The organism is Psychrobacter sp. UBA5136 (assembly GCF_002414005.1).
In the GTDB taxonomy this organism is placed as follows: domain Bacteria; phylum Pseudomonadota; class Gammaproteobacteria; order Pseudomonadales; family Moraxellaceae; genus Psychrobacter.
Map to the genome: position 1 here is coordinate 1 of NZ_DHYG01000002.1, position 14,273 is coordinate 14,273.

Here is a 14,273-nt window from a genome sequence, read left to right on the forward strand (position 1 = left end):
TTTTTTATCTTTTTTTTGAGCGCTTATCCCGAACTGGGGTTCTAATAATTAAATTGCTACTAGACGCCACTTGACGCTATGTTTGGCCAAAAATAATGACAGCGTTAAGCCCACAACATCGTCAAGCGTTTTTGCTGATAGCGCAGCCGCAGGCTCAGTAAGATAGAGGATAAAAATAACCCCGTGATGAGTGCCATCCAAAACCCTTGCGCGCCCACATTAGTGAAGCGCACTAGGTAGACGCCAAGCGGCAACGCCACCAGCCAATAACAAAATAGCGTCACCCACATCGGTATGGTCGTATCCTGCATACCGCGTAATATACCGGCGACATTGACCTGCCAGCCGTCAAACAATTGATAGGCTAGGGCAAAGACGAGTAAGTGCATGGCTTGCGCGCGTACGATAGGATTGTCGGTAAAGGCTGCGGCCAATTGAGGTCTAAATAACCAAACACCAAGCATAGACGTCAGCGCAATGATAACCGTCCATATAAGTCCTGTGGTTAACACTTGACGCAGTGCCATGAGATTTTTTTCACCAAAGCGGTTAGAAATCATAATGGTTAGCGCCATCGCCACCGAGATAGGAATCATAAACAGCTGCGATGTCACCGACAATGCCACTTGATGTGAGGCGGTTGCAATCTCGCCCAGCGGGCTAATAACCAATGCCCCTAAACTAAACAAACTGGCTTCAAAAAAGATAGAAATACCAATCGGAATGCCGAGTTTTAACAATTTTTTTATTTGAGCGCGATTGGGACTGGCAAAACCGTAAAAGAAGCGCGTACTGGCAAACTGCTGACGTTTGGTAAAGCTGGTATAAGCCGCCAGCAATAAGACGTTTATCCATAACACCATTGCCGTTGCCACCCCGCAACCGGCGCCGCCCATCTCAGGCATGCCAAATAAACCGTGGATAAAAATATAGTTAAGCGGGATATCGGCAAGTAGGCCGATGATACTAATAATGGTCACCGGCTCTGGTCGACCAAGCGCTTCGCAGTAACTTCGTAGCACCGCATAGACAGCCAGAGCAGGGAAGCCGAACGACACGCCGCGTAGATATTGGGTAGCAATGGGTTGGATGTTTTCAGGCACCCCCATGACTCCCAGTATATTTGGCGCCAAATTGACAAGAATAAAGCCTAAAATACCAATCACCCCTGCCGTCCATAACGACTGCTGGGCAATGTGCGGCACTTGGCTATGATTGTTTTGGCCGATTGCTTCACCGATGAGCGGCGTCGTGGCAATTAAAATACCCGTGGCCAATAAAAACAGCGGTAGCCAAATACCAGAACCGACGGCCACTGCCGCCAAATCAAGCGCGGAGACTTGTCCGGCCATGATGGCATCGACGACACCAAGCGCTGCTTGGCAAAACTGGGTAATCAAGATGGGTAGGGCGAGTACGCCTAAGCGTAAGCTGTAACTTTTAAAATCTCTAAAGGATAATGGGAAAACCATAATAAGCAACTTTTTATTCTTTGCGGTAATGATTGTAGATGAGCAAATGCTGCCATCAACAAATTGATAGTGAAACAGTAAAATAGGATTTGTGCGACGATAATACTCCGATAAATAATATGAGCAAGTCCATTTTTAGCCATTGTTAGTAACCATAGGCAGTCAGAGTAAAAAAATAAAACGGGTGGCCCTAAAAACAAAATAACCCGTCAATTCGTACGTAGAATCAACAGGCCATCATAAAAAAATATTCAACAAGCTAAGGCATGGTGTCAACGCTTTAGTAGTAGGTATTAAGGACGTTGTCATTATAGCGTTTATTTTTAGAACTTTTTTAAATCTTACAGGTCTATAAGCCATGCGTTAACGGTTACATTGCATCAGGCGCCTCGGGTAACAAATTAAGCGCTTCAGCCATATCCATAATCGTTTGCCAATGCTTGGGTTCAAGCGGCAAAATGGTTAATTGCTCACAGCCTTTTCTGAGCAACAACGAATCCTCAAGCGCAGGCAAAAACTTAAGCTGGGCTAGTGGCAATATTTCGGTAAACGCTTGCTCAAAAGTCACATCTACCATGTACCAGCGCGGCTCATCTTCAGTTGCTTTAGGATCATAATGGCGATGTTCGGGATGAAACTGGGTTGGGTCAGGGTAGCCAGCTTTGCTGATAGTCACGATACCAGCGACGCCAGAAGGCTTGGCGCTTGAATGGTAAAAAAGTGCTGTATCGCCGACCTTCATATCGTCACGCATAAAGTTGCGGGCGCGGTAATTACGTACCCCATCCCACATCTCCGTGCCTGCACGTTGTAAATCTTCTATATTAAAACAGCGAGGATTGGATTTGATAAGCCAATATGCCATGGTCTTTATCCTTATAAAGTGATGGGTCTAATAGATGGCTGCTAGTCATTCATTATTATTAATGTGCAGTCAGTTTAAGATAAAATCGACATGTTAGTAATGATGCGCGACTGCTATAAATTTTCCTTGCTTGCTGTTATCACAGAGGCTACGAAAAATTCATCCCAGTCGCGCTGTATCTGTTTTAAAGTGAATCTTCTACAGAAGTAACGCTTGCGCAACATCTCGCCTAGACGTTGTTTTTTTGACATCAATATTTGCCAAAGTTTTTATGCACAATTTATGATGACTGGGCTTTTCTTTAGCTCGCCCAGCCGTTATCCTAGCGCTACTTTCTGCTTATGACCGCAGCTACTCCTTTATAGATAAGTCCGCTTATGCCAAATATCAATTCTTTCTTTTTTTCTGGCGAGCTTAATTCGCCTAATCGTAACCGTGCCAGCGCGCTTGCAGTAAAAGATATTCCGCTTGCGCTTTATATTCATATCCCGTGGTGCGTTAAAAAGTGTCCTTATTGTGATTTTAATTCGCATGAATTGCCGATGAACAGTCAGCTGTCTATGTATGACGAATACGTCGATGCGCTGTTACTTGATGCAGCGTCGCAGCAACCATTAACCCAAGGGCGAGAAATCGGCTCAATATTTATCGGTGGCGGCACACCATCACTACTTCCTATTGCCCAGTATCAGCGTTTATTTAATGGTCTGCGTGAGATTTTTCATTTCGCAAAAGACATTGAGGTGACGATGGAGGCCAATCCCGGCACCCTTGAGCATGCGCCGTTTGCGCAGTATCTGGACGTAGGTATCAACCGTTTGTCGATTGGCGTACAAAGCTTTGCTGCTGAGCAGTTGAAAACACTGGGGCGTATTCACAATCCCGCCCAAGCGCTCTCTGCCATTAAAGCGGCTCGTCGCGCTGGATTTGAGCGCGTCAATGTCGATTTGATGCATGGCTTACCGCAGCAGACCATGAGTGAAGCATTGTCCGATATCCAAATGGCACACGATGCAGGAGCGACGCATATTTCTTGGTATCAGTTGACGATTGAGCCAAATACCGTATTTTATCGCAGTCAGCCGATTTTACCCGATGAAGACAGCTTGGCAGATATCGAACAAGCGGGTCAGGCATTGCTTGAGCGGTTAGGGTATATCAATTATGAAGTGTCGGCGTGGGCAGGCGCGGCCGATAAACCTTGCCGTCATAACGTAAATTATTGGCAGTTTGGCGATTATCTGGCCATTGGTGCTGGCGCGCATGGTAAAGTCACGCTCAATGAATCTTTGGCTCAAAAATTAACGGCTGACAAAGTGTCTGATGAGGCGTTTAAAGAAGCATCCAGAGAGAACGGAATTTATCGCTTTAGCAAATCACGTCTGCCAAAAGACTATATTACTTTTGATAACGAACCTATTAATAGTGCAAATAATAGTGGAGAAAAAGCGGGCGCGCCAAAAATGGTGGGCTGGCAAGCAATTGCTGATGATGAGCTGGTCAGCGAGTTTATGCTCAATGCCCTGCGTTTACACGCTGGCGTGGCGTGGTCGCTGTTTGAGGCTCGCACGGGGCTAAGCTATGACAGTGTTGCGGTAGAGGTCGATGCGCTGGTCAAACAAGGTCTGCTAATAGATGATAATGAGTGGCTACAGCCGACAGCGCTGGGTAGAAGATATCTTAATCAGATATTAAGAGCATTTTTATAACAGCAGAAAACAAAAAAGAAGCTCACCAAACGATAAGCTTCTTTAAAATAAGTCTAAAAAGGCTGAGACTTAGATTTTGTTTTGTACGTCTTGTGCGCCGCCAGTAACAGCCTCGCCAGCACTTGATACGTCTTGGCCTAGACCTTTAAAAGTGTTGCAACCAGTTAGTACGAACATAGCAGTTAAAGATGCGATAACTAATTTTTTCATAATTTTTTCCTCAAAAAAGATAGATTGTTATAAGTCATAACAGTGAGACTAAGCGTTTTGCTTAAGTTTCACTGAGGGGTTACAGGATACAAAGACAATGTGTTTAAATTATCTCGTTATCCATTGGGTTCATGATAGACAAAGTTAAAATCAGTGCCCAGTATCAAAATGTAATTATTAGCAGTAAACTGTAACTTTTGATTACGCCTGCTGGATCACTTTAGCCAAACGCTTAAATCACTTACGGAGTTAGTATGACCATTCATATCGTGTTGGTAGCGCCAAAGATGCCGAGCAATACGGGCAATATCATTCGCTTATGTGCCAATAGCGGTGCGCAGCTACATCTGATCAGACCTTTGGGATTTGAGCTCGACGATAAGAAGCTACGCCGCGCAGGTCTTGATTATTATGAATATGCCCACTTACAAGTACATGATGATTGGGCAGCAGCTAAGCAGGCATTGCAAGCTGCTGGTTGTCAGATAATTACTGCGCTGACGACCAAGCTCAGTAAACCGTTTTATGAATATGATTTTAGCGGGAAAAAGACCAATCACTTAGAGCGTCAGCCGTCTACTAGCATATCATCAAGCTCTGTGGCGCTGGTTTTTGGGTCTGAAACGGCAGGGCTGCCAGACGATATTCGTGCCGATATCGGCGCTGATAACTGGCTACGACTACCAATGCTCGCCGATTCGCGCAGTTTAAACTTATCTAATAGCGTGGCAATATGCTTGTATGAAGTATGGCGTCAGCAAGGATTTGACGGCGATGAAGGTCGCAGTATCGGCTATGATACCTTGACGGTTTATGATCCAAAGTAGAGGTTTTTGCCCAATTTTTCTACCAACAGTTTTTTATAAAAGTTTCTTATAAACGTCTTTTATAAACAATTAGGCGGTTTTGGTAAACCAGCAAGACGATTGACATGGCGGGCAACCAAGCCTGTATTAAATAGTTGCTGAAGCTTTTGATTGCTGATGTCGTGCTCAGGTAAGGTTTGTTGTAGCCATTTAATCAGCGGGCGGGTGGCTGGCGCGTGATTGAATTTTACAAAAAAAGCACGCACCTGCTGCAGTACTTCTAAATGTTCAGCATGTAAAGTCACATCTAGCGTATTGGCAAGCTGCTGGGCAAGCGCAGGCGTCCAAAGCGTATGGTCGCATAAATGTCCATCTTGGTCTAAGGCCACTGTAATCGTCTCAGCAGGGTTATTAGAATGAGGGTTGCTAGAATGAGAGTTAGTAGAATGTGTCATAGAGCAATCGTTACCACTTTATCAAACTTAGCACCACTGGCATGAGTATTTTGAGTTAAGGCTACCCATTCATCATCGCTTAAAATGGCCGTGAATTTGGCGGGTAAATTTAGCTTAGCAGCGGTGTTATCATCAAGCTGCGCCACATCCTCAGTAAGTGCGTAAATAGCCGCGATTTCCTTTTTTTCTATCCTTTCGATGTCTTCCAAATAGGCATTAAACCAGTCAATAAAAGCCACGGTTGTGCCTAAGAATACAATGCTGTCACCCGCCCGCCACGTCGATGCCATCTGTTCGGTGCAGTGCCTAAGTGTATCCATTGTGCTATGTAATTGGTATAAAGTTGCCATATTTGGGTCCCATTGCTTGCCATGTTTGTCTTAATTTTAAGCGAATGACTTATGAATAATGAAAATCATGCCGTTGTTTAAAATTTGCGGTTCTTAAACATTTAAGTCTGGTTTTTTAAGCGTTAATATTTCTAAAAAATAGTGCTAAAAGACCAAAATTTGATCAAAATTTTGTGAATTTATAGACTCTGGGCTCAAGGTCAATTGTGAGGCCAAGTCAGTCGGTAGCATGCCCGTCATCCAGCCGCTAAACACATCGTCAGGTAACCAAGCGGCTGGCATGTCATAGAGCTCAAGCGCTTGAATCATGCCATGCAGGCGTGAATCCGGCTGCATCAAGAAACCAAAGACCGGCGCATCCAAATATAGCTGCACCTCATGGCCAAAAGTCGCTAACGTTAAAGCGAGCGCGCAGCCTTCATAGCTTGCCATCTCAGTAGGCGTGTGCAAGCGAATGAGTAATTTCATGATGTATTCCTAATCTTATTATCGCCAACCGCTATTATTAAACTGGTTATTTTTAAAGCGCGTTATGTTTTAAAATCTTGATTAAAAAAGTCCTGATTAAAACTGTAGCAAGCGGCAGTCGCCTTGCATCATCATCGCAAGCTCGCTCAGTCCGACGAGTTTAAAGCCTGAGGCCAAATTTTCGCTATCTAACTGATGACGGCTACTGTTTTCACCATCTGAAATCCCGCGGCTAAGCGCCGTACTGACGCAGACAGGCAGCGTTAATTGATATTGCGCCGCAAGCTTTTGCCATGCTTTAGTGATATGCATCTGGTCGGCTGACTGCCAACGTAAACGATTGGCGGTATTTGCAGCATCGGCATAGAAAAAAACATTTAATGGCGCGTGTGCATTTTGAAATTGGTCGCTATTTTCCGCCTTATCATCTATTTCAGCAGTTTGTAGATAAGTACGAGCATAGCGTAGCGCGATACGGGCTAGCGGATGGCTGGGGTCAGCGGTAATCAATAATAGCGGAGTCGAGGGCGTCATAATCGCGGCATTACCTATGATTTATGAATATGAAGAAAAAACGCAGTAGCTTGAGTTTTTAAGGTTTGAGACTTGTTAAGCGTTTACTATTGTAGCATTATTCAGACTTTTTTCGTGCGTTGCTGAGTTTTGCATTGATTTTGCATGGTTATACTGCCGTCATTAGCATGATGCACGATTTATGCTACTATAAAACGCGCCAATTAAAAGGTGTGCAGTCGCCTTGTTTACTATTATAAGAACACCATAAAAGCAATTTTTTCCATTCATGGGCTTTTTATAGCTTTATGCTGCAAGGAGTTGTCGTCGTTATGCTATCTTCCGTACCAAATGGTACAGGCTTTCAGCCCACATCAGAGCAACTACAGGTGCTACAAACCGCGAGCGAATTTGCTTATCAGGTGTGGCAAAGTCGTACCGGCGCTTGTCAGACATTTTTGCGCAGCTATCCGCTAGAGAGCACCTTAACGCGCCAGCAAATTGATGATCTTATTCAAGATTATACCTTGGATGATAATTACCAGCTTGCTGATGAAGGCAAAGTCATGAGCGGTTTGCGCCATTTGCGTATGCTGCTGATGATGCGCTGGATTTGGCAAGATGCCTTGGCAATGATTGAGCTTGAGCAACTGACCGACGAGCTGTCAGAATTTGCCGATGGCTGTATTTTATTTGCCAAAGACTACACGTACCAGCAGTTGATAGCACAATATGGGCAGCCGACCTTTATCAATGCTAAAGGCAACGTGCAAGTTGACGATATGGCGATTATGGCGATGGGTAAACTTGGCGCCCATGAGCTCAATTTATCGAGTGATATCGACCTTATTTTTGTCCATCGGGCGCGCGGTGAAACGGACGGTGATAAAGCAAAAGGCACGCGTAGTATTGATAATAAGCGTTTTATGACGCGGCTTGGGCAAGGCATGATTAAATTGCTGGATAACAATACCGCTGATGGCTTTGTCTTTCGGGTCGATATGCGCCTGCGTCCGTGGGGTGATGGCAGCGATTTGGCGATTCATTTATCCGCATTGCAGAAGTACTTTGCCCAGCATGGGCGGGCATGGGAGCGTTTTGCGTGGCTCAAAGCACGCGTGGTTGGGCACATCGAGCAGCCGTTTTACGATGACATACAAGCGCTGATTAAGCCTTTTGTGTTTCGCTATTACGTTGACTATAGTGCTTTTTCGGCCCTCAGAGAAATGAAGTCTCTGATTCAAAATCAAGTCGCTCAGCGTGAAGACTTGGACAATATCAAGCTTGGCGCGGGCGGTATCAGGGATATCGAGTTTATCGTGCAAGCATTTCAACTGATTTATGGCGGCCGGCATCCGCAGTTGCAAGTGAAGTCTTGCTTGGGCGCGATGCAGGCGCTGTGTCAGCTTGGGTATTTAGAACACAAAACTTATCAAGAGCTGCAAGCGGCGTATCGTTTTTTACGGCGCCTTGAGCACGCTATTCAAGCGATTAATGATCAGCAAACGCAGCGCTTACCGCACGATGCGAAGTGGCAGCATAACTTGGCACTCACCCTTGGTTTTGCTGACTGGGCAGGGTTATTAACGACGCTAAATGATCATCGTCATCATGTCAATGTACCGTTTGAGCGGATGGTCACCGAGCGGCAAATACCCGATCAAGACGATGACGAGCTTGAGCCAGAACGTTTAAACGAGCAGATTGCGCGCTTAAATGAGGTGTTGAGTAAAGAAAATCGCGAGCTATTACAAGGTTTTTGGCAGTCGAAAATGGTCGCCAATTTAAGCGATGAGGCGCGTGAGCGTTTAGATGATGCCTATCCTGTAATCGTGCACGCGCTACTTGCCCATGAAGAACAGCAGCAGCTTGCGAATACTGCTTTGCCGCGTTTAATAAATTTACTAGAAGCTATTTGCCGCCGTTCTATTTATCTGGTGATGATTGCAGAAAACCCCAATGCAACCGTCGAGCTGATTCCGATGTTATCGGCGAGCCCTTGGATTGCAAAAGAATTGGCACATTATCCGGTGCTTTTAGACACGTTTTTACAGCAGCGCTATCGGCATCTGCCAGACAAGCTTGAGCTGCGTGACATTTTGCGTCAACAGTTATTGCGCGTAGAGCCGGGCGATGAAGAGGAGCTCTTAAGCGTACTGCGGTTATTTAAAAAAAACCAAGTATTGGCGGTCGCTGCCAGTGATGTATTGGCAGAGCGCCCAATCATGAAAGTGTCGGACTCACTGACTTATATTGCCGCTGTGGTGCTAGAGGCCGCGCTTGAGCGTGCTTTTGCCGAAATCGTCAAACGCTATGGTTACCCAATTGGTCAAGATGGTGATCCGGTCACGGAAGCGGATTGCGGATTTGCCATTATCGGCTATGGCAAGCTTGGCGGGCTTGAGCTGTCATATTCATCCGATTTAGACTTGGTGTTTTTGCATAAAATAAAAGAGCAGGGTATGACCACGGGTGAAAAATCCGTCAGCGGTATGAAGTTTGCCGCCCGTTTGGCGCAAAAGCTGATGACTTATCTTAATACCCAAACCCGTGACGGCCGCGCTTATGAGGTCGATATGCGCCTGCGTCCCTCGGGTAATGCAGGCATGATGGTGGTTTCTTGTCATGCCTTTGAAACTTATCAGCTTGAGAAAGCGTGGTCTTGGGAGCATCAAGCACTGGTGCGGGCGCGGGCCATCTGCGGTGATAAGCGCGTCACTGCGCGTTTTTGTGACATTCGTCGCACCGTTTTGTCTCTACCGCGCACGATTGAGCAAGTTCGTATCGAAGTCACCAGTATGCGTATTAAAATGCAAAAGCATTTGGGCACCAGTCAGCACCAGCAGCAAGCGGGCAAATTCCATCTCAAGCAAGATGCTGGCGGCATTGTCGATATTGAATTTTTGGCGCAATTTGCGGTATTGGCTTATTCGCATGAGCATCCCAGTTTGACCAAATGGAGTGATAACGTCCGTATTTTTGAAGAAGTCGCCGCGCTTGGTATCTGGGAGGTAGAGGTCTGCCAAGATTTGACCGATGCTTATTTACGCATCCGCGCCGCGACACACCAATTGGCTTTATCCGAGCAATCGTTACTGGTAGATGAGTCACTTTGGACAGAGACGCGCGCACTGGTACAAGCGCAGTGGCAACATCTGATGGGGGTGGAATCAGCAGAATAACGCTGCTGTAAAATAATGCGGCGGCAGTATAAAATTAACGCAATAAGCGCAGGGCTTTAACAGGGATTTTATTCAACGGTGTATGAATAAAAGCCATGTGGTGATAAACTAAAATATTGTATTTGCTTGACGTGCCGGTGATATAATCACTGGCACCTTAAATTTAACCATAGAAAAATTTGCCCCTAAAAATAGGCACTCAGCGCCAGCAGGCAATTTTAATCAATTTGTTTACTTAACACTCAACAACAAAAGTTAGACGTCAGCGCTAGCATAAGGACTATTAAATGAATATGGCAACACAAGAAGGTAAGCTTTGGATGAACGGCACGATGATTGAGCAGCCAGATGCCAAGGTTCATGTGCTTACACATAGCCTGCATTATGGCATGGCGGTGTTTGAAGGCGTACGTGCTTACCAAACGGCTGACAATCGCACCGCAATTTTTCGTCTAAAAGAACATACCGAGCGCCTACTGGGTTCTGCTAAAATCTTTCAAATGAAAGTGCCTTTTGATGCCGCAACTCTTGAGCAAGCTCAAAAAGACGTGGTCAAACAAAACAACTTGGCAGAAGCTTATATTCGTCCGCTTATTTGGGTTGGCGCCGAAAAACTCGGTCTGTCATCACATGACAATAGCATCAATGCAATGGTTGCTGCTTGGCACTGGGGCGCATATCTCGGTGAAGACGGTATCAAAAACGGCATCCGTGTCAAAACCTCATCATTTACCCATCACATGACCAATGTGACCATGTGTAAAGCAAAAGCTTCAAGTAACTACCCTGTGTCTATCATGGCCAATCAAGAAGTCACGCGTAATGGCTATGATGAAGCCATTTTAATGGACTCACAAGGCTATGTTTGCCAAGGGTCAGGCGAGAATTTATTCTTGGTTAAAAATGGCGAGCTGCATACGCCAGACCTAGCAGGCGGCGCATTAGATGGCATCACGCGCCGTACTATCATTCAATTTGCTGAAGATTTGGGTATCAAAGTCGTTGAGCGCCGCATCACTCGTGATGAGTTCTATCTAGCAGATGAAATCTTTATGACTGGCACCGCTGCTGAAGTGACACCTATCCGTGAATATGATGATCGTACCATCGGTAATGGTGGCCGTGGCCCATTGACAGAAAAGCTGCAAAGCTTGTACTTCGATGTGGTACATGGTCGCAATGAGCAGTATATGGATTGGTTAAGCTTTATTGACTAATAAAGTCGTTAGTTTAAAGACCAAAAAGGCTGAACATAATTGTTCAGCCTTTTTTTTATGCTAATATAGCCATCATATTTATTCTTAAGATTAAAGTGAGCAGTCCATGCCAATATATTCTAGTACAGCAGATAATAAAAATATCAAACAAATTATTTGTATTAAATGGGGTACAAAGTACGGGGCTGATTATGCCAATAAACTATATGGCATGGTATCGCGTAACATCACGCCACCGTTTCGTTTCGTCTGTTTTACCGATGATACCACCGATGTACGTCCAGAAATCGAATGTCAAGAATTGCCACCATTAGATGTCACCATGCCAACCAACACACTTGGCAAGTGGCCAAAATCACGTTTGTGGGGTGAGACATTAGGTGATTTGACAGGGACAGTATTATTTGTAGATTTGGATGTGATTATAGTAGATAGCCTTGATCCTTTCTTTGAATACGGCGAGCCGGACGATGTTATTTTGTCTTATAACCCAAGTAACCCGCTAGAGCGCCTCGGCCAGACTTCTTGCTTCCGCTTTCAGGTAGGGTCGCTTGTCTCACTACAAGAAAAATTCAAAGCCGACCCGCAAGGCATCGCTGATGAATATCGTTTTGAGCAGCGCTTCGTCACTCGTAATGCGCCAGGCGGTGTCAAGCTGTTTCCAAAGGCATGGGTTGCGCACTTTAGACGCAAATGTCGTCAACCGTTCCCACTTAACTACATCAAAGAGCCAAAGATTCCTAAAGGTGCTCGCATCGTTATTTTCCCTGGCGACTTATATCCGACACATGCGATCGAAGGTAGATATAATAAAAATGCTGCTAACAATGCCAAAGATCACTTAAAAAGATTAACTGAGCCCAAAAATCTAAAAAGACCGCTACGTCACTTGCGTCATTTCATCTTGCCAGTAGGGTGGATCGAAAAGTACTGGAAAGAATAGGTTCCATTATATAGTTGAGTATTATCGCATTGCATTAGCAGAGATAAATATTAGTCAGTGAACGGATAAAATTATGAATACAGAAGATACTATTAAAGTCTTTGTTGGTTGTGACCCAAATAACTGTGATCTAGAACAGATGATGGTATTAGATTATAGTATCCATAAACATACCAGTGTACCCGTTGAGATAGTATGGATGCAATTATCGCGTGATCCTAATAGTTATTGGTATTCTAATCCTGAGGCTTGTGAAGGATGGAATACTACTAAGTGGGATACACCGTTCTCAGGCTTTCGCTGGGCAATTCCAGAGTACTGTCAATACTCTGGACGTGCTATTTATATGGATACAGATGTTGTTATTTTAGATGACTTGTTAAAATTATGGAGCCATCCAATTGACGGAAAATCCATAGTAGCGGCTAAGAAAGTTTCTAAAAAGACTCGTATGTGTACTTGCGTATGGGACTGCAGCCGTGCTAAAAACACTCTTCCTACAGTTGAGGAAATTATGGAGGACGCTGATGGTCATAAAAAAATAATGGAGATGATAAAAAAGAACCCACAACTTTTACAACCCTTCAATGACAGCTATAATTGTATTGATGGAGAGAGTTTACCAGTAGAAGACATTAAAGTTTTACATTACTCTGATATGGGCACGCAGTTTAGTCACAAGTATTCATTGAAAAGGCTAGAAGCAGAAGGTTCAAAGCATTGGTTTGATGGAGAGGTTTTATTGCATCCTAGACAAGATCTAGTTGAATTGTTTGATAGTTATTATAATGAAGCTTTGGCTAATGACTATCAACTAGAAAATTATCGAGTAGAACCTTTTGGAAATTTTCCAAAAAAATCTCAGCAACGGTATACTGGTAATAATGTTACTCGTCCAAAGACTAAAAAGTCGTTGTTTTCAAAAATATTTAAGCGTTAGTTCATTATTTTACTATCAAATAATAGTATAAGAATTTGATTTATCTATAGGTTATAAGTTATGAAGACATCCACCAAAATAGTGGTATTATCGATCAACTGTCTACAAGGTGGTGGTGCGGAGCGAGTCGTACTTACTCTAGGGAAAGGCTTCTATGAGTTGGGTTATGAAGTGCATATTTTAAGATTTAAACCATTAGTTCAATATGAGCTTGATGCAAATCTTAACTATCATGTAATTAAATTCAAGCCTTATAAACTTGTTCCAGGCAAAGAACGTCGAGACGAAATGTTCGCACGTAGAGTAGATAAGTATATTACGAAAAAAATTGGTCAACCAGATTTAATCTTATCCAATCTTGATCGTTCAGACAGTATTTTCAGTTACAGCAAATTAGAAAATATTGTGTACGTTATACACAATACTGTATCGCTATTATACAAACTCAAGCAAGAAGAAGAGATCAACAAGAAAAAAGAAGAGTTATTGAGAATCTATTCTAAACATCCTTGTATAGGTGTAAGTAATGGTGTGAAAAAAGATTTTGTTCAGACCTTCGGTAATATCACACCTACGGCAGCCATTCATAACCCCATTGATAGAGATGATATCCAAAGACAGGCAAATGCTTTTATTCCTGAATATCAAAACTATATTGTTCATGTAGGTAGTTTTAAAGATGCAAAACGTCATGATCTATTGATTCAAGCCTATGCGCGAACCGATAAGTCTATGCCATTATTACTCTTAGGCCAAGGCAAGCACAAAAGTGAAATGGAAAAATTAGTTACAGAGCTTAAACTTGAAGATAAAATAATATTTTTAGGATTTCGCGAGAACCCTTTTCCTTATATCAAACATGCTCAGTTCAAAGTATTGACTTCTGACTGGGAAGGGTGTCCCTTAGTTATACCTGAAGCATTGGCTATAGGTACGCCTGTTATTAGTACCGATTGTCCATCGGGTCCAAGCGAGCTGCTTCCAAGCAATAATTTAATGCCAATGAGAGATGTAGATGCCATTGCTGAAAAAATGAACCAGGCAATGAAGAATCCGCAACAGTTCCACTCGCTCTTCGACGAAGATATGCTTCCTGTCAAGATAGCGGAGAAGTATCATACATTCGCAGAAAGTCTAAAATAA

The 14,273-nt window shown here is 43.8% G+C and carries 14 protein-coding genes; 7 read left to right on the forward strand and 7 right to left on the reverse strand.

What is annotated here, in order from left to right:
* Positions 1 to 104: 104 nt before the first annotated feature.
* Positions 105 to 1,472 (reverse strand): MATE family efflux transporter, encoded by a 1,368-nt coding sequence (locus B4240_RS00250; RefSeq protein ID WP_296236197.1) that lies wholly within the window; start codon positions 1,470 to 1,472, stop codon positions 105 to 107.
* A 370-nt stretch (positions 1,473 to 1,842) separates the two neighbouring features.
* The gene (locus tag B4240_RS00255) at positions 1,843 to 2,337 is read right to left on the reverse strand and encodes an EVE domain-containing protein (protein WP_296236198.1); all 495 of its coding nucleotides are present in this window, start codon (positions 2,335 to 2,337) and stop codon (positions 1,843 to 1,845) included.
* A gap of 377 nt (positions 2,338 to 2,714) precedes the next feature.
* Between B4240_RS00255 and hemW the strand changes: the two genes are divergently transcribed.
* On the forward strand, positions 2,715 to 4,046 hold the full coding sequence (gene hemW, locus B4240_RS00260) for a radical SAM family heme chaperone HemW (protein ID WP_296236200.1): 1,332 nt from the start codon (positions 2,715 to 2,717) through the stop codon (positions 4,044 to 4,046).
* Positions 4,047 to 4,115: 69 nt separating this feature from the next.
* On the opposite strand, the gene B4240_RS00265 is transcribed toward hemW, so the two are convergent.
* A complete protein-coding gene (locus tag B4240_RS00265) occupies positions 4,116 to 4,256 on the reverse strand; it encodes an entericidin A/B family lipoprotein (protein WP_296236201.1) in 141 nt (46 codons plus the stop codon).
* Positions 4,257 to 4,510: 254 nt separating this feature from the next.
* On the opposite strand from B4240_RS00265, the gene B4240_RS00270 reads away from it, so the two are divergent.
* Positions 4,511 to 5,083 (forward strand): tRNA (cytidine(34)-2'-O)-methyltransferase, encoded by a 573-nt coding sequence (locus B4240_RS00270; protein WP_296236202.1) that lies wholly within the window; start codon positions 4,511 to 4,513, stop codon positions 5,081 to 5,083.
* Positions 5,084 to 5,142: 59 nt separating this feature from the next.
* On the opposite strand, the gene B4240_RS00275 is transcribed toward B4240_RS00270, so the two are convergent.
* The 4 genes from B4240_RS00275 to tusD form a co-directional block, all read right to left on the reverse strand.
* Positions 5,143 to 5,517 carry a TusE/DsrC/DsvC family sulfur relay protein gene (locus tag B4240_RS00275; RefSeq protein ID WP_296236203.1) on the reverse strand — a complete coding sequence of 125 codons (375 nt, stop codon included), beginning with the start codon at positions 5,515 to 5,517 and terminating at the stop codon, positions 5,143 to 5,145.
* The gene (locus tag B4240_RS00280) at positions 5,514 to 5,867 is read right to left on the reverse strand and encodes a hypothetical protein (protein ID WP_296236204.1); all 354 of its coding nucleotides are present in this window, start codon (positions 5,865 to 5,867) and stop codon (positions 5,514 to 5,516) included. Before B4240_RS00280 ends, B4240_RS00275 begins: the two co-directional genes overlap by 4 nt.
* A gap of 144 nt (positions 5,868 to 6,011) precedes the next feature.
* Complete coding sequence (locus B4240_RS00285; protein WP_296236205.1) at positions 6,012 to 6,335, reverse strand: hypothetical protein; 324 nt, start codon at positions 6,333 to 6,335, stop codon at positions 6,012 to 6,014.
* A 96-nt stretch (positions 6,336 to 6,431) separates the two neighbouring features.
* Positions 6,432 to 6,869, reverse strand: coding sequence for a sulfurtransferase complex subunit TusD (gene tusD / locus B4240_RS00290; protein WP_296236206.1), 438 nt, complete (start codon positions 6,867 to 6,869; stop codon positions 6,432 to 6,434).
* 311 nt (positions 6,870 to 7,180) lie between these two features.
* On the opposite strand from tusD, the gene glnE reads away from it, so the two are divergent.
* The 5 genes from glnE (at position 7,181) to B4240_RS00315 (ending at position 14,273) form a co-directional block, all read left to right on the forward strand.
* Positions 7,181 to 10,030 carry a bifunctional [glutamate--ammonia ligase]-adenylyl-L-tyrosine phosphorylase/[glutamate--ammonia-ligase] adenylyltransferase gene (gene glnE, locus B4240_RS00295; RefSeq protein WP_296236207.1) on the forward strand — a complete coding sequence of 950 codons (2,850 nt, stop codon included), beginning with the start codon at positions 7,181 to 7,183 and terminating at the stop codon, positions 10,028 to 10,030.
* Between the two features lie 287 nt (positions 10,031 to 10,317).
* On the forward strand, positions 10,318 to 11,247 hold the full coding sequence (locus B4240_RS00300; protein WP_296236209.1) for a branched-chain amino acid transaminase: 930 nt from the start codon (positions 10,318 to 10,320) through the stop codon (positions 11,245 to 11,247).
* Between the two features lie 106 nt (positions 11,248 to 11,353).
* Complete coding sequence (locus B4240_RS00305) at positions 11,354 to 12,190, forward strand: glycosyl transferase (RefSeq protein WP_102077175.1); 837 nt, start codon at positions 11,354 to 11,356, stop codon at positions 12,188 to 12,190.
* A gap of 73 nt (positions 12,191 to 12,263) precedes the next feature.
* Positions 12,264 to 13,130, forward strand: coding sequence for a glycosyltransferase (locus B4240_RS00310; protein WP_296236210.1), 867 nt, complete (start codon positions 12,264 to 12,266; stop codon positions 13,128 to 13,130).
* A 60-nt stretch (positions 13,131 to 13,190) separates the two neighbouring features.
* Positions 13,191 to 14,273 (forward strand): glycosyltransferase, encoded by a 1,083-nt coding sequence (locus B4240_RS00315; protein WP_296236211.1) that lies wholly within the window; start codon positions 13,191 to 13,193, stop codon positions 14,271 to 14,273.